The following is an 18216-nucleotide window of genomic DNA, read 5'->3' on the forward strand; positions in this document are numbered from 1 at the left end:
ATGTGCGGAATTGTCGGGATCGTCGGACGCGAACGGGCGACGCGGGACCTTTATCACGGTCTCAAGCGGCTCGAATATCGCGGCTATGACAGCTCGGGGATCTGTACCGTCGACGGCGGCGAATTCCACCGACGCCGCGCCGAAGGCAAGCTCGAGAACCTGCGCCGCGAACTCGACGAGCATCCGCTGCCCGGCACCATCGGCATCGCCCACACCCGCTGGGCGACGCATGGTGCGCCGACCACCAGCAATGCCCATCCGCACATCGCCGGCAATGTGGCGCTGGTCCACAACGGCATCATCGAAAATTTCAAGCCGCTGCGCGACGAGCTGATCGCCGATGGCCGCACCTTCCTCAGCGAAACCGACAGCGAAGTGGTGGCACACTTGGTTGCGCGCGAAGTCGAAAAGGGCGCGTCGCCGACCGAAGCCGTCGCCGCCGTCCTGCCGCGCCTGCACGGTGCCTTCGCCATCGCCTTCCTGTTCAAGGATCACCCCGACACGATCATCGGCGCGCGCATGGGCGCACCGCTGACGGTCGGCTTTGGCGAGGGCGAGAACTACCTCGGCTCCGACGCGCTGGCGCTGGCGCCGCTGACGCAGCAGATCGCCTATCTCGAAGAAGGCGACTGGGCCGTCATCCGCCGCGACAGTGTCGAGATTTTCGACCGCACCAACCGGCCCGTCACCCGCACGATCGTCGAAAGCGGCGCGCAGGCGGTGACCATCGACAAGGGCAACCATGCCCATTTCATGCTCAAGGAAATCTATGAGCAGCCGGTGGTCGTCGGCGACACGCTGCACAGCTATTTGCGCCCGTTCGAAGGCAAGGTGGCGCTGCCCGATTTCGGGTTCGACCTCGCCACCGTGAAGCGCGTCACCATCGTCGCCTGCGGCACCAGCTATTACGCCGGGCTGGTCGCCAAATATTGGTTCGAACAGTTCGCGCGCGTGCCCGTCGACATCGATGTCGCGAGCGAGTTTCGCTACCGCGACCCGGTGCTCGAAGCGGGCGGGCTGGCGCTGTTCATTTCGCAGAGCGGCGAGACTGCCGACACGCTTGCCGCGCTGCGCCATGCGCGCGAGCAGGGGCAGACCATCGCGGTCGTGTGCAACGTGCCCACCAGTTCGATGGCGCGCGAGGCCGACCTGCTGCTGCCGACCCATGCCGGGCCGGAAATCGGCGTCGCTTCGACCAAGGCCTTCACTTGTCAGCTGGCGGTGCTGGCCGCCTTCGCCGCCAACCTTGCCCGCGCCAAGGGGCGGCTGACCGACGAGGACGAAAAGGACATCGTCGACCATCTGCAGGAAGCGCCCGAAGCCATGTCGGCAGCGCTGGCGCATGATGCGGATATTGCGGCTATGGCGCACCTCGTCGCGCCGGCGCGCGACGTGCTCTACCTCGGCCGCGGACCCGACTATCCGATGGCGCTCGAAGGCGCGCTGAAGCTCAAGGAAATCAGCTACATTCACGCCGAAGGCTATGCCGCGGGCGAGATGAAGCATGGGCCGATCGCGCTGATCGACGACCTGGTGCCGGTCATCGTCCTCGCCCCCAGTGGCCCGCTGTTCGAAAAGACCGTAAGCAACATGCAGGAAGTCCGCGCGCGCGGCGGCAAGATCGTCCTCATCAGCGACGCCGAAGGGCTCGCGCAGGCAGGCGAGGGGTGCATGGCAACGATCGAAATGCCGAGCGTCCACCCGCTGATTGCGCCTTTGGTCTATGCCGTGCCGATCCAGCTGCTCGCCTACCATGTCGCCGTGCTGAAAGGCACCGACGTCGACCAGCCGCGTAACCTGGCGAAGAGCGTGACGGTGGAGTGATCAGCCGTCGAGGTTGAGCGCCGAGGCCTTGGTTCGCAACCGCTCGTACAGGAAATCGATCACCGTCCTCACCTTCGCGCTGCGCTTCACCCGGTCGTGGGTCAGCAGCCACAGGTCGCGGCGATTATCCTTCATCGGCGGCAAAATGCGCATCAGCGACGGGTCACCCTCGGCGACGATGGAGGGCAGGACGCCGATGCCGAATCCGGAGCGGATGCTGGTCAATAGGCCGGTCGACGTCGCCTGGTGGATCGCCACACTGTCTTCGAGGTCATAGCGCTGCAGGAACGCCTGGTAATGGCGCCACAGGCTGCCGCCGCCGCCGCCGACGATGGCATGGCGGCGCAACTCGTCCTTGTTGCGCGGCACCCCATGGCGATCGGCGTAGGTCTTGCTGCAATAGAGCGTCCAGTCGTCGCGGCAGATGCGCCGCCCGACCACGCCAGCCGGTGCTTCGGACGATGTCGCGCGCAGTGCGATGTCGGCCTCACCCGCGCCAAGATCGCGAAGCGCGCGATTGGCGTCGATCTGGATGACGATGTCCGGGTGCAACTCGTGAAGCTCGGCGAAGAGGGCGGACAACAGGCCGTCGGCATAGACGTCCTCGGTCGTGACCCGCACCGCCCCGCCAGCGTCCCGCGCCTCGGCCGCGGCGGACTGTTCGAAAGCCCGGGCCGTTTCCGCAACGGTTCGCGCTTGGTCGATCAACATCGCGCCGGCGGGGGTGATTTCATAGCCGCTCTGCCGCCGATCGAAGAGCGCAAGGCCCAGCGCCTCTTCCAGCGCAGCGATGCGGCGGGCAACGGTGGTTTGGCTGACGCGGAGCGCCTTGCCGGCCGCCAGCGTGCTGCCGCCATCGGCAACGGCGAGGAAGTAGCGCAGGTCGTTCCAGTCAAGCATCGGCCGAACCTATAGCTGCGGCGGTGGAAGGCTCATTCTGCAATCTTGCAGAACCTTACCACAAACTCGTTGCTGTTCGAAACCGAATTACGCGCATAGATGGACAGTCGTTTCCGGCGATCGGGCCGGACCCGAAAAAGGGGAAACGACATGTTGAAGACCATCCTCATCAGCCTGGCGCTTGCCGCTGTTCCTGCCTTGGCAGCGGCGGAGCCGGTCACCGAAGCGCGCACCGTCAAGGTCGCCGACCTCGACCTCAGCAGCACCAACGGCAAGGCCGCGCTCGGCCAGCGGATTATCGACGCCTGCGGTGAGGCCGCCGAAGTCGACCTTGCCGGTCGCAACGCGGTCCGCGCCTGCCGTGCCGACGCCCATGCGAAGGTCGCCGCGCAGGAACAACTGCGCCTCGCCCGCCGCGCGGGGACGCCCATCGCGAGCGGTCAGCAGTGACGCGATCATCTCGACCCGCTAGCATCGCCGCCATTCAAGGAGGCGGCGATGCTGGTGGTTCGGGGCGGATGTCATTGCAAGGCGGTGCGGTTCACCGCGAAATTGCCCGACCCGCCGGTGCCCGCGCTCGACTGCAACTGCTCGATCTGCGCGGCGACCGGCTTCCTCCACATCATCGTCCCGCATGAGGATTTCACGCTGGAAAGCGGTGAATCGGCGCTGACCCACTATCGCTTCGGCACGGGGGCGGCCGACCATCTCTTCTGCAAGATCTGCGGCATCAAGAGCTTCTACCAGCCGCGCAGCCATCCCGACGCGTGGAGCGTCAACGCCAATGCGCTGGATGAGCCGGTCGACCTTTCGATCGAACAGTTCGACGGAAAAAACTGGGAGCGGGCGAAGGCCAATCTCGACGGCGCGAACGGGGCCGACTAGGGCAGGGGCGTGACTCATCGCGCGCTCCGCCTCCGCCTCGATACCGACGCTCTCCAGTCCAACTGGCGCTGGCTCGACCGCGTCAGCGGCTCGCGCGCGGGCGCGGCGGTCAAGGCGGACGGCTACGGCCTTGGCGCGGTCGAGGTGACGACACGCCTGTCCGGCGTGGGTTGCCGCAACTTTTTCGTGTCGACCTGGGCCGAGGCCGAAGCGCTGGGCAAGCTGCCCGAGGGCGTGTCGCTCGCCGTCCTCCACGGCGTCGGCCCCGACGATGCCGATGCGGCGCTGTCCGGCATCGCGCGGCCCGTGCTCAACACGCCGCAGCAAGTCGCGCGCTGGAAGGAAATCGCGCCGGGGAAAGCCTGCGACGTGATGGTCGACACCGGCATGAACCGCCTCGGCATTCGCACCGACGAGCTGGAGGTGCTGGACAGCCTGGCGATCGATACGCTGATGAGCCACCTTGCGTCGGCGGACGAAGACAGCGCGCTCAACCGGATCCAGCTCGACCGGTTTCGCGGCGTGAAGGCTGCGGTGGCGGCCAAGCGCTACAGCCTCGCCAACAGCGCGGGTATCTGCCTTGGCCCCGACTACGGCTTCGACTTGGTACGCCCCGGCCTCGCGCTCTATGGTGGGCTGCCGCGCGAGGAAGCGTGGGGACATATAAGGCAAGTCGCGACGCCCGAGGCCGAGGTGATCCAGCGCCGCACCGTCAGGGCGGGCGAGAGCATCGGCTATGGCGCGACCTGGGTCGCAGACGCCGACACCGAAGCGGCGATCCTCAATGTGGGCTATGCCGACGGCTACCTGCGCTGCTTCGCGGGCAAGGGGGCGGCGATCGTCGACGGCCAGCGCCTGCCGCTGATCGGGCGGGTCAGCATGGACCTTGTCGCGATCGATTGTTCGGCCGCGCCGGACTTGGCGGAAGGCGATTGGGCGGCTCTCGAATACAGCCTGCCCGAAGCGGCGGACGCGTCGGGCCTGTCGCAATATGAGTTGCTGACCGGCCTCAGCGATCGCTTCGAGCGGCTTTGGTCTTAGGCTCAGGCGTTTTCGGCTTGTAGGCGCAAAGGTCCGCGACCGGGCAGCGCCAGCACTCGGGCGTCCGCGCCTTGCAGATGTATCGGCCGTGCAGGATCAGCCAGTGATGCGCGCCCAGGCGGAAGGGCTGCGGCACCACTTTCTCCAGCTTCAGCTCGACCGCCAGCGGCGTCTTGCCCTTGGCCAGCCCGGTGCGGTTGCCGACGCGGAAGACGTGGGTGTCGACCGCGAAGGTTTCCTGCCCGAATGCGCAGTTGAGCACGACGTTGGCGGTCTTGCGCCCGACCCCCGGAAGCCGTTCGAGCGCGTCGCGGTCTTGCGGCACTTCGCCGCCAAACTCGTCGACCAGTATCTGCGCGGCAGCGATGACGTTCTTGGCCTTGGTGTTGAACAGGCCAATCGTCTTGATGTGCTCTTTCAGGCCGTCTTCACCCAGAGCGAGCATCTGCCGCGGCGTCTTTACCGTCGCGAACAGCGCCCGCGTCGCCTTGTTGACGCCCACGTCGGTCGATTGCGCCGAAAGGGCGACCGCGACCACGAGCTGGTATGGGTTGCCGAATTCAAGTTCGGTCTCTGGCGACGGATTGGCCTCCGCCAGCCGTCGGAAGAATTCGAAAATATCTTCCTTCTTCATGCCGCGTCGATGACGTCCCGCATCGAATACAGCCCGGCCGGCTTGCCGACGAGGAAGCGCGCGGCGGCCAGCGCGCCCTTGGCGAAGATACTGCGGTTTTCGGCGCGGTGGGAGAGGATCAGCCGCTCGTCGGGGCCGAGGAACATCACGTCATGGTCGCCCGCCACCGTGCCGCCGCGGATCGCGGCGTAGCCGATGCTGCCGGCCTCGCGCGTGAGGCCGGTGCCGCAGCGGCCGAGCTCTTCCTCCGCATCGAAGCCGCGCCCGCGCTCGACCGCCAGGCCGAGGTGCAGTGCCGTGCCCGACGGCGCGTCGGCTTTCTTCTTGTGGTGCGCTTCGACGATCTCGATGTCCCACGCATCGGGGCCCAAGACGCGCGCAGCCCGTTCGACTAGGTCGGTCAGCAGCGCGACGCCCAGCGACGTGTTGGCTGCCTTGAGCATCGGCACCGTCCGTGCTGCATCGGCGATCAGGCTGTCGTGGCCCTCGTCGAGGCTGGTGGTCCCGACCAGCAGCGGGATGCCGCCGCTGATCGCCCGGTCGAGGCTGCCGCGAAGGCCGTCGGGCGCGGAAAAGTCGATCAGGACGTCGCCGCGATCCTGGTCCCATTCGAATCCCGCGTCGGCGTCGATCGCATCGCGGATCGCGCGGCCCATGCGGCCCTCGGGTGCGTAAAGGCTGATGCGGATGGGGTCGTCGGTGCTGCGCATGGTGCGGTGATGGCCCAGTGGGGCCGAAGTCGCAACTAGGTTGGCGGTACGGCCCGTCCGGCAACGGGCCGTCACCCACCATTATCGGGTGAAGATCAGTTCCCGAAGCATCGAGGTGCCGCCGATGTGGCGATACTTGGCCCTTACGCCGCTTTCGGCGTCGCGGCGGCGGCTGTCCTTTTGCATGTAGGCGTCGAATTCCTTTTCGCGCGCCTTGGACTCGGCGGCCGTCGGGACGCGGTCATAGACGACGACCAGATAAAGGTCGGGTTCGTTGGCGCGCTTGTAGCTGTTTTCGAAGACGTGATAGCCCTTGATCCAGCCCTTCGACTTGGCAAATTCCTGGTTGGGCTTCCACTGCGAAGCAAGGAAGTCGGCATATTCGGCACCATGCCCGTCATCGACGGTAACTTCGGTCACATCCCAATAATCGCCGGGATCAAGCGGAATGGCCTGGCCGAAACCAGGCGCCGCAAACGCCAGCGCAACGCCGCCAAGGGCGGCGAGGATCGTCTTCTTCATGGTCATGCTCCCTCTGTCCGCACCACCGAGTTGGTGCGGCCCCATCGGGGAACGGCGTCATAATAACCCCCGAACGCAACAGGCCCGGTGGCCTGGCGTCGTTCCATTTGGGGCATTAACCCAAATTAAACGGAAAGTCGAATCGTTGGCGGTTTTCCGCCTATTCCGGAAGGAAGCGCTTGGCGACATCCATCGCCAGCCGTGCCGGCCGCTTGCTGACGGCGTCGAGGCAGCACCAGGTCGACTTCACTTCGGCGAGCACGGTCTCGCCGCGCTTGATGACGGTGGTGAACATCGCCTTGGCGCCGGCCACGCGTTCGGCCACCACGTCGGCGACGACGACATCGTCGAGGAAGGTCGGGCGGCGATATTTGATTTCATGCGCCAGCGCGATCCACAGGTGACGGGCGACGGCTTCCGGCGGGGCGACGGTTTCCCAGAACTTGACCACCGCGTCCTGAACCCATTTCAGGTACACGCTGTTGTTGACATGACCCATGTGGTCGATGTCGTCGGGCCTGATGCCGACCGGATAGTGGAACGCTTCACCCGCCATGATCACAAGATGGCATAACTGACAAAAGTGTCAATGGGATGACGGGCCGATCCGAAAGACCGGCCCGCCGAGGCGATCAGCCGCGAGTCCGGCGCTTGCGAAATTCGACCTTGGTGTCGCCGACGTAGCCGGTAACCTTGCCGTCGGGCGACACGACGAACTCGAAGCGTTCGCCGTCGCTCAGCCGCTCGCCATAAAGGCGGCGCGTGCCGTCGGGCGCGGTGGCGCTGGCATAGCTGACCTTCTGGCCGTCGAAGTCGATGACGCGCGCCGGCAGGTTGGTGGTGGGGGTGGCGACGGTGGCGGCGGCCACGAACGCGAGCAACATGGTCATTCTCCCTTTCTAACTGGCCGGCTTCGTGCCGGCGGACAGGAGCGACGTTTCAAGGACCGTGCCAAATTAGCCTTTTCTAGCTGTCTCAGTGATTTAGTAAAGCAACACGGTCGGCTTGATCGGTCGGACTTGGCAAACCGCCCCAAATCATGGCTGATATGCCCATGCGAAATATCGTCATCCTGACCGGCGCGGGGATCAGTGCCGAAAGCGGCCTTGCCACCTTCCGGGCATCCGACGGACTGTGGGAGGATCACCGGGTCGAGGATGTGGCGACGCCAGAAGCCTATGCGCGCGATCCGGCGCTGGTGCACCGTTTCTATGACGCGCGGCGCGCGCGGTTGCACGAGGTCGAGCCCAATGCAGCGCATCTCGCGCTGGCCCGGCTGGACGCGGAATGGCCGGGCGAATTGCTGATCGTCACCCAGAATGTCGACGACCTGCACGAGCGGGCGGGGGCGAAGCGGCTGCTCCACATGCATGGCGAGCTCAACAGCGGCTGGTGCCTCGCCTGCGACGGCCGCTTCGCCTGGGTCGGGCCGATGGGCGAGGAGGCCGAGTGCAAGGTCTGCGCCGCCCATGGCATGGTCCGCCCCGATATCGTCTGGTTCGGCGAGATGCCCTACGACATGGACCGCATCGACGAGGCGCTGATGAACGCCGACCTGTTCGTGTCGATCGGCACGTCAGGCGCAGTCTACCCCGCGGCGGGCTTCGTCCAGACCGCCAAGTATCGCGGCGCGCAGACGCTGGAAATCAACCTCGAACCCAGCCAGGGCAGCATCTTCTTCGGCGAGCGGCGCTACGGGCCGGCGGGTTTAGAGGTGCCGAAGTGGGTCGATGAGATGTTGGCGGGCGCCGACGCGGAGTAAATCAGCAGCCGTTCCGACATGCTGGGGGCATGTCGGCATGCGGCTGCTCGTCGATCCGGCTCGCTGGCGCGACCGGTCGGCCGGCGGGTGACCTCTCTCCGCGCTGCTCAGGCGGCGCGATGCGCCGGCTTCGCTACGCTCGGGGTCACTCGCTCCAATCCAATCCGATATCCTCGTAGAGCCCCTTATCCTCGGCCCAGCGCGGGTTGACCTTGACGTGGAGGTAGAGGTGGACCTTGCGGCCGAGATGTTCGCTGATCGCTTCGCGCGCGGCGCTGCCGATGGCCTTGAGACGTGAGCCGCCCTTGCCGACGACGATCGCTTTCTGGCTGTCGCGTTCGACCACGATCTGCTGGTTGATCACGGCCGATCCGTTGGGCTGGTCCTCCCATTTTTCGGTGACCACCGCGGCGGCATACGGCAGTTCCTTGTGGAGCTGCAGGTAGAGCTGCTCGCGCGTCAGTTCGGCCGCGACCATGCGGTCGGTGGCGTCGGTCAGCTGGTCTTCGGGGTAGTGCCACGGACCGTCGGGCATGGCGGCGGCGAGATGCGCCTTGAGGTCCGCAACACCGTCGCCTGACGACGCCGAGATCATGAAAATCTGTTCGGGGCTCAGCCGTTCCGCCAGCTTGGCGGCGAGGACGAGCAGATCGTCCTTCTTGGCGATGTCGACCTTGTTGAGCACCAGGATCTTGGGCTCGCTCCGCGCCTCGACGCCTTCGATCACTTGCTCGACCTTGTTGCTGATCTTGGCCGCGGCGTCGATCACCAGTACCACGCGGTCGGCGTCGTCGGCGCCTTCCCAAGCCGCCTTGACCATCGCCCGGTCAAGCCGGCGCGAGGGGTTGAAGATGCCCGGCGTGTCGACCAGCAGCATCTGCGCTTCACCTTCCAGCGCGATGCCCATCAGGCGGGCGCGGGTGGTTTGCGCCTTTGGGCTGACGATGGCGACCTTCTGGCCGACCAGCGCGTTGACGAGGGTGGACTTGCCCGCATTGGGCGCGCCCAGCACGGCGACGACGCCGCAACGAGTGCTCACTTCAATTTCTCCAGCAGCGCCGCGGCGGCGGCAGTTTCGGCTTCCTGTTTCGAAGACCCCTCGGCCTCGGCTTCGCCATGGCGGCCCAACGCGACCTTTACCTTGAACCGCGGCGCATGATGCGGGCCGAAGCGGCTCACCATCTTATAGGCCGGGGTGCCGAGGTTCTTCGCGGCGGCATGTTCCTGCAGCGCCGATTTGGGGTGCTGGGGCGCCTTCTTTTGTTCGTCGAGGAAGGGCGCCCAATGCGTGCGGATGAAGGCTTCGGCCGGGTCGATGCCGGCGTCGAGGTAAATTGCGCCCAGCAGCGCCTCGACCACGTCGCCGACGACATTGTCGCTAAGGTTCGCATGGTCCTCGCGCGCCTGGCGGCCAAGGCGAATGTGCGGCGGGATGCCCAGCGCGCGGCCGACCTCGGCGCAGGTCTCGCGTGCCACCAGCGCATTGTACCGGCGGCTCATCTTGCCTTCGGGCTCGCTCGGGAAACGCTCGTACAGCCAGCGTGCGACGATCAGGCCGAGCACGCGATCGCCGAGGAATTCGAGCCGTTCATAGGTGTCGCCGCCGTGGCTGCCATGGGTCATGGCGCGGACGAACAATTTGGCGTCGGTCGGCTGGCGGCCCAGCGCCTCGCCGACGAAGGAGGGAAGTTGCGTCACCCGCGGAAACTCGTGCCGATGCGATCGGGGCGAAGCGCGGTGAACCAGCTTATCGGATTGAGCCAGTTGGCCGACCCGTCGGTCGACCAGAAAACGAATTCGGCGCGTCCGACGACATTTTCGATCGGAACGAAGCCCATGCCGTACGGCGCGGCGAAGCGGCTATCTAGGCTGTCGTCGCGATTGTCGCCCATCAGGAAGACGTGTCCTTCGGGGACCGTCACCGGCCCGAAATTGTCGCCGTCGCCGCCGTCGATCTGGTCGTAGCTGACGTAGGACACGCCGTTGGGCAGCGTTTCTCTATAGGCCCGGTATCGGCAGGTCTGGCCTTCGCCAACGCTGCCGTCGATGACCGGGCCGTTCATGGTGATGCGGCGGCAGGGGGTGTTGGGTTCGACGGTCGCCGCGACGTCTTCGACTTGGCTGCGCTCGACCGGCTTGCCGTTGATGCTGAGCACGCCGCCCACGACCGCGATGCTGTCGCCCGGCTGGCCGATGACCCGCTTGACCACGTCGTTGCCCTGCGGCCCGACGAACACCACGATGTCGCCGGTCCGCGGCACGCTGGCGAAAATGCGGCCGGGGAAGGGCGGGATGCCGAAGGTCATCGACGCCTTGGAATAGCCATAGGGCCATTTCGACACGAACAGATAGTCGCCGATCTGCATCGTCGGCTGCATCGACCCCGACGGGATCGAGAAGGACGCGACGATGAAGCTGCGCAGGAACCACGCCGCGACCGCGAACAGCAGCAGCGAGCGCAGTGTGCTCGGTTTCTTTTCGACGGCGGTTTCGGGCGCGGACGCTGAAACTTCAGTAACTTGGGGCGTGGTCATGGTCCGGCGCTTCAACGCGTTCGGCGCGCGAAGGTCAAGCGGGGATGGAAAAGCGGCGCTCCGCCACTATGTCTGGCGCATGGCGAATCCCGACCGCAGCGCCGCATGGGCGGCCATCGCAGCGCAGCCGCGCGTTCCTCTCCTCCAATCGTTCGAACAGGATAGCGAAAGGGTGGCCCGCTTCTCCCGCTATGTCGCCACCATCCATTTTGACTGGTCGAAGACCTACCTGACGCCAGGCCTCGTCGAGGCATTCGATGCGCTGGCCGAAGCGGCGGACTATCGCGGCAAGCGCGCCGCGCTGTTCGCGGGCGACATCGTCAATCCGACCGAACAGCGCCCGGCGACCCACGTCGCAGAGCGCGGCGAGGGTAATCCCGAAGATAATGCGCTGGCACTTGCCAGGCACAAGCGGATGCGCAGCCTGATCGATGCGATCGAGGGCGGGGCGTTCGGCGACATCGAATCGATCCTGCACATCGGCATCGGCGGGTCGGCGCTGGGGCCGGACCTGATCATCGACGCGCTGGGCCGCGACGCCGACCGCTATGATGTACGCGTGCTGTCGAACATCGACGGCGAGGCGTTCGACCAGGCGACCTGGGGCCTCGACCCGGCCTCGACGCTGGTCGTCGGGGTCAGCAAGACCTTCACCACCACCGAAACGCTGACCAACATGGCCGCGGCGATCGAATGGCTCAGCGAGGCCGGGGTGGCCGATCCCTACGGCCACCTGATCGCGGTCACCGCCGCGCCCGACAAGGCCGTCGAATATGGCATCGACGAAAGCCGTGTCCTGCCCTTCGGCGAAGGCGTCGGCGGGCGCTATTCGCTATGGTCGTCGGTCGGCTTTTCGATCGCCATGGCCTTGGGCTGGGGTGCGTTCGAAGAATTGCTCGAAGGCGCGGCGGAAATGGACCGCCATGTGAAGCTTAACGACGGCGCGGCCAACATCGCGCTGCTCGCGGCCTATGCCGACCTCACCGAAACCCAGCTTCGCGGCGCGCAGAGCCGGGCCCTTTTCGCCTATGACGAACGACTGCGGCTGCTGCCCGATTACCTGCAGCAGTTGGAGATGGAATCGAACGGCAAGTCGGTCACCGCCGACGGCCAGCCGCTCGGCCGCCCGAGCGCGCCCGTCACCTGGGGCGGGGTTGGGACCGATGCCCAACATGCCGTGTTCCAGCTGCTCCACCAGGGCACGACCGCCATCCCAGTCGAATTCGTTGCGGTCATTGAAAATGAAGACAGCATGGACGCGCGCCATCATCACCTTCTGCTCGGCAATGCCTTCGCGCAGGGCGCCGCGCTGATGGCCGGTCGCAAGCACGAAGACGGCGCGCGCGCATATCCCGGCGACCGTCCGTCGGCGACGGTACTGCTCGAACGCCTCGACCCGCGCAGCCTCGGCGCGCTGGTCGCCTTTTACGAGCATCGCACCTTCGCCAATGCGACGCTTCTGGGCATCAACCCGTTCGATCAGTTCGGGGTCGAGCTGGGCAAGGAAATGGCCAAAAAGCTCGACGATCCCGAAGGCCGGGCGGCGCTCGACCCCTCGACCCGCGACCTCATCGCGCGAGCTGGGCTTTGAGGGCCATCGCGCTCCTGGCCTCCATCGCGGCCACGCCTGCCGCGGCGGTGCCGTTCGACCTGACCAACGACCGAATGTACATCCCGGTCGAGGTCAATGGTCATGCCACCACCGCGCTGCTCGACAGCGGGGCCGAAGCGACCATCCTCGACCCGGCGACGTCGAAGGCGGCGGGACTGGGTGAGGGCGAAGCGGTCGAGCTCAAAGGATCGGGCGGAACGCAGGTTGCGCATTTCCTGAGCGGCGTCACCGTCAGCGCTCTAGGGGTGGAGCTCAAGGATCGCGAGATGGTCGTGTCTGACCTTGGAGATGTGTCGAAGCGTCTCGCTGGCCGCCCCATCCCGATGATATTGGGACGCGAGATGTTCGACGCTGCGCGCATCCGGATCGACTATGCGGGCCGCGACGTGACCGCTCTTCCCGCCGATGCCGTGCCTGAGGGCAACCGCTTCGCATTGACCACCGCCCATGGGATCGAAGCCTTTCCGCTGACGCTGCAGGGCCGCACCGTGATGGTCGAGGTCGATACCGGCAACGGCAGCGGACCCATGATCTCGCGCACGCTCGCGGATGCGCTGAAGCTAAAACCGATTGGAAAGAAATCGGGCGGCGGGCTCGGTGGCCAGATTGAACGGCAGTTGGTCGAGTTGCCGCCCTTTACATTGGCCGGGCGCGAATATCGTAACCTGGTCGCGGCGGTCGACGAACTGCCCAACGCCGCCGAGCTCAATTTCGGTACCTCGATCCTCAAGGATTTCATCGTCACGGCCGATTTTGCGGGCCATGCGCTCTATCTCGCGCCCGCGCCGCATCGGAACCATGACCATAAGTGATTGGCGCCCGGCCCGCTGATCGGGTCAAAAGGGGACGCAACGGAGATGCATGATGGACTATGACCTGTTCGTGATCGGCGCCGGTTCGGGCGGGGTGCGCGCGTCGCGCATCGCGGCCAGCCATGGCGCCAAGGTGGCGGTGGCCGAGGAATATCGCGTCGGCGGCACCTGCGTCATCCGCGGCTGCGTGCCCAAGAAGCTGCTGATCTACGGCGCGCATTTCGCCGAGGACCTCGACGATGCCGCCATGTTCGGATGGGACGTGCCCGAAAAGCGATTCGACTGGGCGGTGCTGCGCGACAATGTCGCGGCCGAGGTCAATCGGCTGGAAGGCCTCTACGGACAGACGCTTGGCAACCACAAGGTCGAGATTTTCCACGAGCGCGCGACGCTGGTCGGCCCCAATGAGGTGAAGTTGGCGAGCGGCAAGACCGTCACCGCGGACAAGATCCTGATCGCGACCGGCGCCCGGCCGTTCCTCCCCGACCTCCCGGGCATCGAACATGCCATCACGTCGAACGAGGTCTTCCTGCTGGAGGAATTGCCCAAGCGGGTCGTGATCGCGGGCGCGGGCTATATCGCCAACGAGTTCGCCGGCATCTTCAACGAATTCGGCAGTCAGGTGACGGTGGTCAACCGCAGCGAAACGATCCTGCGCGGCTATGACGAGCAGATGCGCGATCGCCTGCTGCAGATTTCGATGGCCAAGGGTATCCAGTACCGCTTCAATTCGACGTTCGAGCGGATCGAAAAGCAGGACGACGGATCGCTGAAGCTGGTGATGAAGGGCTGCGACGACATCATCGCCGACGCGGTGATGTTCGCCACCGGCCGCGTACCCAACGTCGAAGGGCTGGGCCTCGAGCATGCCGGGGTCGAACTCGGCGACAAGGGCCAGATCAAGGTCGACGAAAACAGCCGCACCAATGTCCCCAATATCTTTGCCGTGGGCGACGTCACCGACCGGGTCCAGCTGACCCCGGTCGCGATCCGCGAGGGCCATGCCTTTGCCGACAGCCAGTTCGGCGGCAATCCCTGGACGGTCGAATATGACGCCATCCCCAACGCCGTCTTCTCGCACCCGCCGATCGCGGGCGTCGGCCTCACCGAAGCGCAGGCCAGGAACAAGCTGGGGTCGGTCAAGACCTTCACCAGCGATTTCCGCGCCATGAAGAATGTCCTTGCCGGCCGCAACGAGCGCTCGCTCTACAAGCTGGTGGTGGACAGCAGCACCGACGAGGTGGTCGGCATCCACATGATCGGGCCCGACGCACCCGAAATCCTGCAGGCGGCAGCGATCGCGGTGAAGGCGCGGCTGAAGAAGGCCGATTTCGACCGCACCATGGCGCTTCACCCGACCATGTCGGAAGAGTTGGTGCTGATGCGCTGACGCCCCTTTCGCCGAATCGTGCCGCTGGCTAGGACAGTCGGCGAGCACGAAGGGGTTTAAGATTTGCACGACGTCGTCATCATCGGGGCCGGCCACAACGGCCTCACCTGCGCCTATTATCTCGCCAAGAAGGGCCTGAAGGTCGTCATCGTCGAAGCGGCCGACAAGGTCGGCGGCGCGGCGGTCACCGACGAATTCCACAAGGGCTACAAAAACAGCGCGGCGAGCTACACCGTCTCGCTGCTCAATCCGACCGTCATCCGCGATATGGAATTGGAACGGCACGGGTTGAAGGTCGTGCTGCGCAAAATCGACAATTTCCTGCCCGGGCCGAAGCGCAGTTATTTGCTCGCCGGTCGCGGCGGCCTGACCCGCAGCGAAATCGCGCGGCATGTTCCCGCCGACGGTGCCGCCTACGACCGCTACAATGCAGAGCTTGAAACCGTCGTGCCGCTGATCCGCAAATGGCTGCTCCGCGCACCGCCGCAGTCGGGCAAGGGCCTGCGCGGACTGGGCGCGCTGGCCTCGCTTGGCAAGGACCTGATCGGCCTCAACAGCGACGAAGTCCGCACCGTCCATGAATTCGCAACCAAGAGCGCGGGCGACATCCTCGACCGTTTCTTCGAAGGCGATCTCACCAAGGCGTTGTTCGCGTTCGACGGCATCGTCGGCAACTTCGCCTCGCCCTACACGCCCGGCACCGCCTATGTCCTGCTGCACCATCTGTTCGGCGAAGCGGCGGGTGTTGCGGGGGCGTGGGGTCATGCCATCGGCGGGATGGGATCGATCACACAGGCCATGGCCAAGGCTTGCCGCGAAGCCGGCGTCGACATCGTGCTCAACTCCGCGGTCAGCGAAGTGATCGTCGAAAAGGGGCGCGCCGTCGGGATTGTTGCAGAGGGCAAGAGTTATCGCGCGCCAACCGTTGTGGCCGGCGTCAATCCGAAATTGCTGTTCGATTACTTGGTGCCGAAGGGCGCGGTGACCCCGCAGGTCGAAACCCATTTCCACCATTGGGGCTGCGAAAGCGCGACCTTCCGCATGAACGTTGCGCTCGACAAGCTGCCCAACTTCCCGGCTTACCCGGGCCGCGGCGATCATCTGACTGCCGGCATCATCATCGCGCCGTCGATGGCTTATATGGACCATGCCTATGCCGATGCGGCGCTCAATGGCTGGACCAAGAAGCCGGTGGTCGAGATGTTGATCCCCTCGACGCTCGACCCGAGCCTCGCGCCCAAGGGCAAGCATGTCGCGTCGCTGTTCTGCCAGCATTTCCGCTACAAGCTGCCCGACGGTCGCTCGTGGGATGACGAGCGCGAAGCGGCGGCGGACGCGATCATCGCCACGGTCGACGAACAGGCACCGGGTTTCGCCAAGTCGGTCGTCGCCCGGCAGATTCACTCGCCGCTCGACCTCGAACGGCGCTTCGGCCTGATCGGCGGCGACATCTTCCATGGCAAGATGGGTAGCGACCAATTGTTCAGCGCGCGGCCGATGCTGGGCTATGCCGATTACCGCATGCCGCTGAAGGGGCTGTACCTCTGCGGATCGGGTTCGCATCCGGGCGGCGGGGTCACCGGCGCGCCGGGGCACAACGCGGCCCACGCCATTCTCTCCGACCTCAAGGGCGGCTTCTTCCGCAAGTCGGCATGACCAAGCCGCTCGCAGGCATCCGTGTCCTCGACCTCAGCCGCGTGCTGGCGGGTCCTTGGGCAACGCAACTGCTCGCCGACCTGGGCGCCGAGGTGATCAAGGTCGAAAAGCCCGGGGTAGGGGACGACACCCGCCATTGGGGTCCGCCGTGGCACGAGCATGATGGGGAAAAGGTCGCGGCCTATTTCCTCGCCGCCAACCGCGGCAAGCGCTCGGTCGCCATCGATTTCGGGACGGAGGAAGGCGCGGCGTTGGTCCGGAAAATGGCAGCCGATGCCGACGTCGTGGTGGAGAATTTCAAGGTCGGTGGGCTCAAGAAGTTCGGCCTCGACGCGGAAAGCCTTCGCGCCGCGCATCCGCGCCTGATCTATGCATCGATTACCGGCTTCGGGCAGGACGGCCCTTATGCTCCGCGCGCGGGTTACGACTATATCATCCAGGGCATGGGCGGGCTGATGAGCCTCACCGGCCTGCCCGATGGCGAGCCGGGCGGCGGGCCGATGCGGGTCGGGGTCGCGGTCGCTGACCTGTTCACCGGCATGTACACCGCCAACGCCATCCTCGCCGCGCTGGTGCGCCGCGCGGAGACGGGCGAGGGCGCGACGATCGACATGGCGCTGTTCGATACGCAGCTGGCGATGCTCGCCAACCAGGCCTCGAACGCGCTGGTCAGCGGCAAGGACCCGGTGCGCCAGGGCGTCGGCCACCCCAACATCGTGCCTTACCAGCCCTTTCAAGCCGAGGATCAGCCGATCATCATTGCCGTCGGCAATGACAGCCAATTCGCCAAGTTGGCCAAGATCGTCGGCCGTCCGCACTGGGCCGAGGACGAACGCTATGCTACCAACGCCGCGCGCGTCGCGCATCGCGACGAACTGGTGCCCAAGATCGCCGCGATCATCGCCAGCGAACCGGCCAGCTTCTGGCTCGACCGGCTGGAGGAGGGCGGCATTCCCGCCGGGCCGATCAACACGATTTCGCAGGCGCTGGCCGACCCGCAGGCGGTTCACCGCGGTGCGAAGCTCAAGGCCGGCGGCGGCGCATTGGGCGATGTGCCGATGGTCGGCTGCCCGATCCGCCTCGACGGGAAGCGCATCGACGCGCCCTTGCCGCCGCCCGCACTGGGCGAACATGGCGACATCCTGTCGGAATGGATCGGCGGCGACGAACTCGACGCGCTGCGCGCCAAGGGGATCGTCGGCTAGCTGTCGATCGTCTGGTCGTTGTAGCGCGACTGGATAAACCGACCCTGCGTTTCGAACGCGAGCAGGTCCTGCTTGGCGAGGTTTTCGCCGATGTCGTCGAGCGCCTGTCGTCCGGCGGCGAGCGCTTCGACCAGCCGCTGGTCGACCGTCTTGCCTTCGCCGTCGGTTTCGCCGCGATAGGCCTGAGGCACGTTGAGATAGCGGTCGACGAGACCCGGTATGTGGCGGCTCATAAGCCTACGCGCGTCCTGCGCCGCCGGGTCGAGCGTGGGGACCCGCTCCAGCGTTTGCTTGAGCCCGCCGATCATGCTCGAAATCCGGTCCATTTCGGCCTGCGCGGGCTTGGGCAGCGCCTTACGCGCGCGGAAAACATAGCTGTCGAACTGGGCGACCATCTGGGCGTTCGACACATCTTCCTCGACCTGGGGCAAGGTTGCGGCAGGCTGGCTGCCGAACCCGATCAGCGCGGCGACGCCGATGGCAAGGCCGACCGCCGCGAGGAAGCCGAACATGCCGATCGGGACGATCAGCCCGATGATGATGGTGACGAGGCTGATGACGCCAACCGCCACCGCGATCCGCGCCAGCGCCTGGCCAAGACTGCGGTTGAGCCGCTGGCGCTCGCGCCGCGCGGCGTCGCGGGCGGCGCCGTCGCGGCTGTCGAGCTGGTTCGTAATCCGCTCGAACCGTTCGAGGGTCTGGTTGACGCGGGGGTCGGTCATTTAACGG

20 protein-coding genes are annotated in these 18216 nt (G+C 65.8%); 10 read left to right on the top strand and 10 right to left on the bottom strand.

Going from position 1 to position 18216, the window contains the following annotated elements; translation table 11 throughout:
* Entirely contained in the window at positions 1 to 1824 is a 1824-nt protein-coding gene (gene glmS / locus G570_RS05395) for a glutamine--fructose-6-phosphate transaminase (isomerizing) (protein WP_037499918.1), read from the top strand.
* On the opposite strand, the gene G570_RS05400 is transcribed toward glmS, so the two are convergent.
* Entirely contained in the window at positions 1825 to 2724 is a 900-nt protein-coding gene (locus G570_RS05400; RefSeq protein WP_051504059.1) for a LysR family transcriptional regulator, read from the bottom strand. It lies immediately after the preceding gene.
* 150 nt (positions 2725 to 2874) lie between these two features.
* Between G570_RS05400 and G570_RS05405 the strand changes: the two genes are divergently transcribed.
* Genes G570_RS05405 through alr form a run of 3 tightly spaced genes read left to right on the top strand, consistent with a single transcriptional unit; the run spans position 2875 to position 4650 of the window.
* Positions 2875 to 3174: a UrcA family protein gene (locus G570_RS05405; RefSeq protein WP_051504060.1), complete on the top strand. Its 300-nt coding sequence runs from the start codon at positions 2875 to 2877 to the stop codon at positions 3172 to 3174.
* Positions 3175 to 3222: 48 nt separating this feature from the next.
* On the top strand, positions 3223 to 3609 hold the full coding sequence (locus G570_RS05410) for a GFA family protein (protein WP_051504061.1): 387 nt from the start codon (positions 3223 to 3225) through the stop codon (positions 3607 to 3609).
* 9 nt (positions 3610 to 3618) lie between these two features.
* On the top strand, positions 3619 to 4650 hold the full coding sequence (gene alr / locus G570_RS05415) for an alanine racemase (RefSeq protein WP_037499920.1): 1032 nt from the start codon (positions 3619 to 3621) through the stop codon (positions 4648 to 4650).
* Here alr and nth read toward each other — a convergent pair.
* The 5 genes from nth to G570_RS05440 form a co-directional block, all read right to left on the bottom strand.
* The gene (gene nth / locus G570_RS05420; protein WP_037499922.1) at positions 4619 to 5284 is read right to left on the bottom strand and encodes an endonuclease III; all 666 of its coding nucleotides are present in this window, start codon (positions 5282 to 5284) and stop codon (positions 4619 to 4621) included. The genes alr and nth overlap by 32 nt on opposite strands.
* A complete protein-coding gene (gene dapB / locus G570_RS05425) occupies positions 5281 to 5994 on the bottom strand; it encodes a 4-hydroxy-tetrahydrodipicolinate reductase (protein WP_037499925.1) in 714 nt (237 codons plus the stop codon). Before dapB ends, nth begins: the two co-directional genes overlap by 4 nt.
* Positions 5995 to 6075: 81 nt before the next feature.
* A complete protein-coding gene (locus G570_RS05430) occupies positions 6076 to 6516 on the bottom strand; it encodes a hypothetical protein (RefSeq protein ID WP_037503876.1) in 441 nt (146 codons plus the stop codon).
* A gap of 160 nt (positions 6517 to 6676) precedes the next feature.
* Entirely contained in the window at positions 6677 to 7072 is a 396-nt protein-coding gene (locus G570_RS05435; protein WP_037499927.1) for an acyl-CoA thioesterase, read from the bottom strand.
* Between the two features lie 76 nt (positions 7073 to 7148).
* Positions 7149 to 7406: a hypothetical protein gene (locus G570_RS05440; RefSeq protein WP_037499929.1), complete on the bottom strand. Its 258-nt coding sequence runs from the start codon at positions 7404 to 7406 to the stop codon at positions 7149 to 7151.
* Positions 7407 to 7555: 149 nt separating this feature from the next.
* On the opposite strand from G570_RS05440, the gene G570_RS05445 reads away from it, so the two are divergent.
* Entirely contained in the window at positions 7556 to 8278 is a 723-nt protein-coding gene (locus G570_RS05445; RefSeq protein ID WP_037499931.1) for an NAD-dependent deacylase, read from the top strand.
* Between the two features lie 145 nt (positions 8279 to 8423).
* Here G570_RS05445 and era read toward each other — a convergent pair whose 3' ends face one another.
* From era to lepB, 3 genes are read right to left on the bottom strand one after another with little or no spacing between them, the layout of a single operon-like run.
* Positions 8424 to 9317, bottom strand: coding sequence for a GTPase Era (era, locus tag G570_RS05450; protein ID WP_037499933.1), 894 nt, complete (start codon positions 9315 to 9317; stop codon positions 8424 to 8426).
* Positions 9314 to 9976: a ribonuclease III gene (rnc, locus tag G570_RS05455; protein WP_037499934.1), complete on the bottom strand. Its 663-nt coding sequence runs from the start codon at positions 9974 to 9976 to the stop codon at positions 9314 to 9316. The genes era and rnc overlap by 4 nt, the downstream gene beginning before the upstream one ends.
* Positions 9973 to 10812: a signal peptidase I gene (lepB, locus tag G570_RS05460; RefSeq protein ID WP_084607739.1), complete on the bottom strand. Its 840-nt coding sequence runs from the start codon at positions 10810 to 10812 to the stop codon at positions 9973 to 9975. Before lepB ends, rnc begins: the two co-directional genes overlap by 4 nt.
* Before the next feature lie 79 nt (positions 10813 to 10891).
* On the opposite strand from lepB, the gene pgi reads away from it, so the two are divergent.
* The 5 genes from pgi (at position 10892) to G570_RS05485 (ending at position 17487) form a co-directional block, all read left to right on the top strand.
* On the top strand, positions 10892 to 12403 hold the full coding sequence (pgi, locus tag G570_RS05465; protein WP_037499936.1) for a glucose-6-phosphate isomerase: 1512 nt from the start codon (positions 10892 to 10894) through the stop codon (positions 12401 to 12403).
* Positions 12400 to 13236, top strand: a complete 837-nt coding sequence (locus G570_RS05470) for a retropepsin-like aspartic protease (protein ID WP_037499939.1) — start codon at positions 12400 to 12402, stop codon at positions 13234 to 13236. The genes pgi and G570_RS05470 overlap by 4 nt, the downstream gene beginning before the upstream one ends.
* Before the next feature lie 49 nt (positions 13237 to 13285).
* A complete protein-coding gene (gene gor / locus G570_RS05475; protein WP_037499941.1) occupies positions 13286 to 14626 on the top strand; it encodes a glutathione-disulfide reductase in 1341 nt (446 codons plus the stop codon).
* A 63-nt stretch (positions 14627 to 14689) separates the two neighbouring features.
* The gene (locus G570_RS05480; RefSeq protein ID WP_037499944.1) at positions 14690 to 16282 is read left to right on the top strand and encodes a phytoene desaturase family protein; all 1593 of its coding nucleotides are present in this window, start codon (positions 14690 to 14692) and stop codon (positions 16280 to 16282) included.
* Positions 16279 to 17487 carry a CaiB/BaiF CoA transferase family protein gene (locus G570_RS05485; protein ID WP_037499946.1) on the top strand — a complete coding sequence of 403 codons (1209 nt, stop codon included), beginning with the start codon at positions 16279 to 16281 and terminating at the stop codon, positions 17485 to 17487. The genes G570_RS05480 and G570_RS05485 overlap by 4 nt, the downstream gene beginning before the upstream one ends.
* On the opposite strand, the gene G570_RS05490 is transcribed toward G570_RS05485, so the two are convergent.
* The gene (locus tag G570_RS05490) at positions 17484 to 18209 is read right to left on the bottom strand and encodes a hypothetical protein (RefSeq protein WP_037499948.1); all 726 of its coding nucleotides are present in this window, start codon (positions 18207 to 18209) and stop codon (positions 17484 to 17486) included. The genes G570_RS05485 and G570_RS05490 overlap by 4 nt on opposite strands.
* Positions 18210 to 18216: the final 7 nt, after the last annotated feature.

It is taken from the genome of Sphingomonas jaspsi DSM 18422 (assembly GCF_000585415.1).
In the GTDB taxonomy this organism is placed as follows: Bacteria; Pseudomonadota; Alphaproteobacteria; order Sphingomonadales; family Sphingomonadaceae; genus Sphingomicrobium; species Sphingomicrobium jaspsi.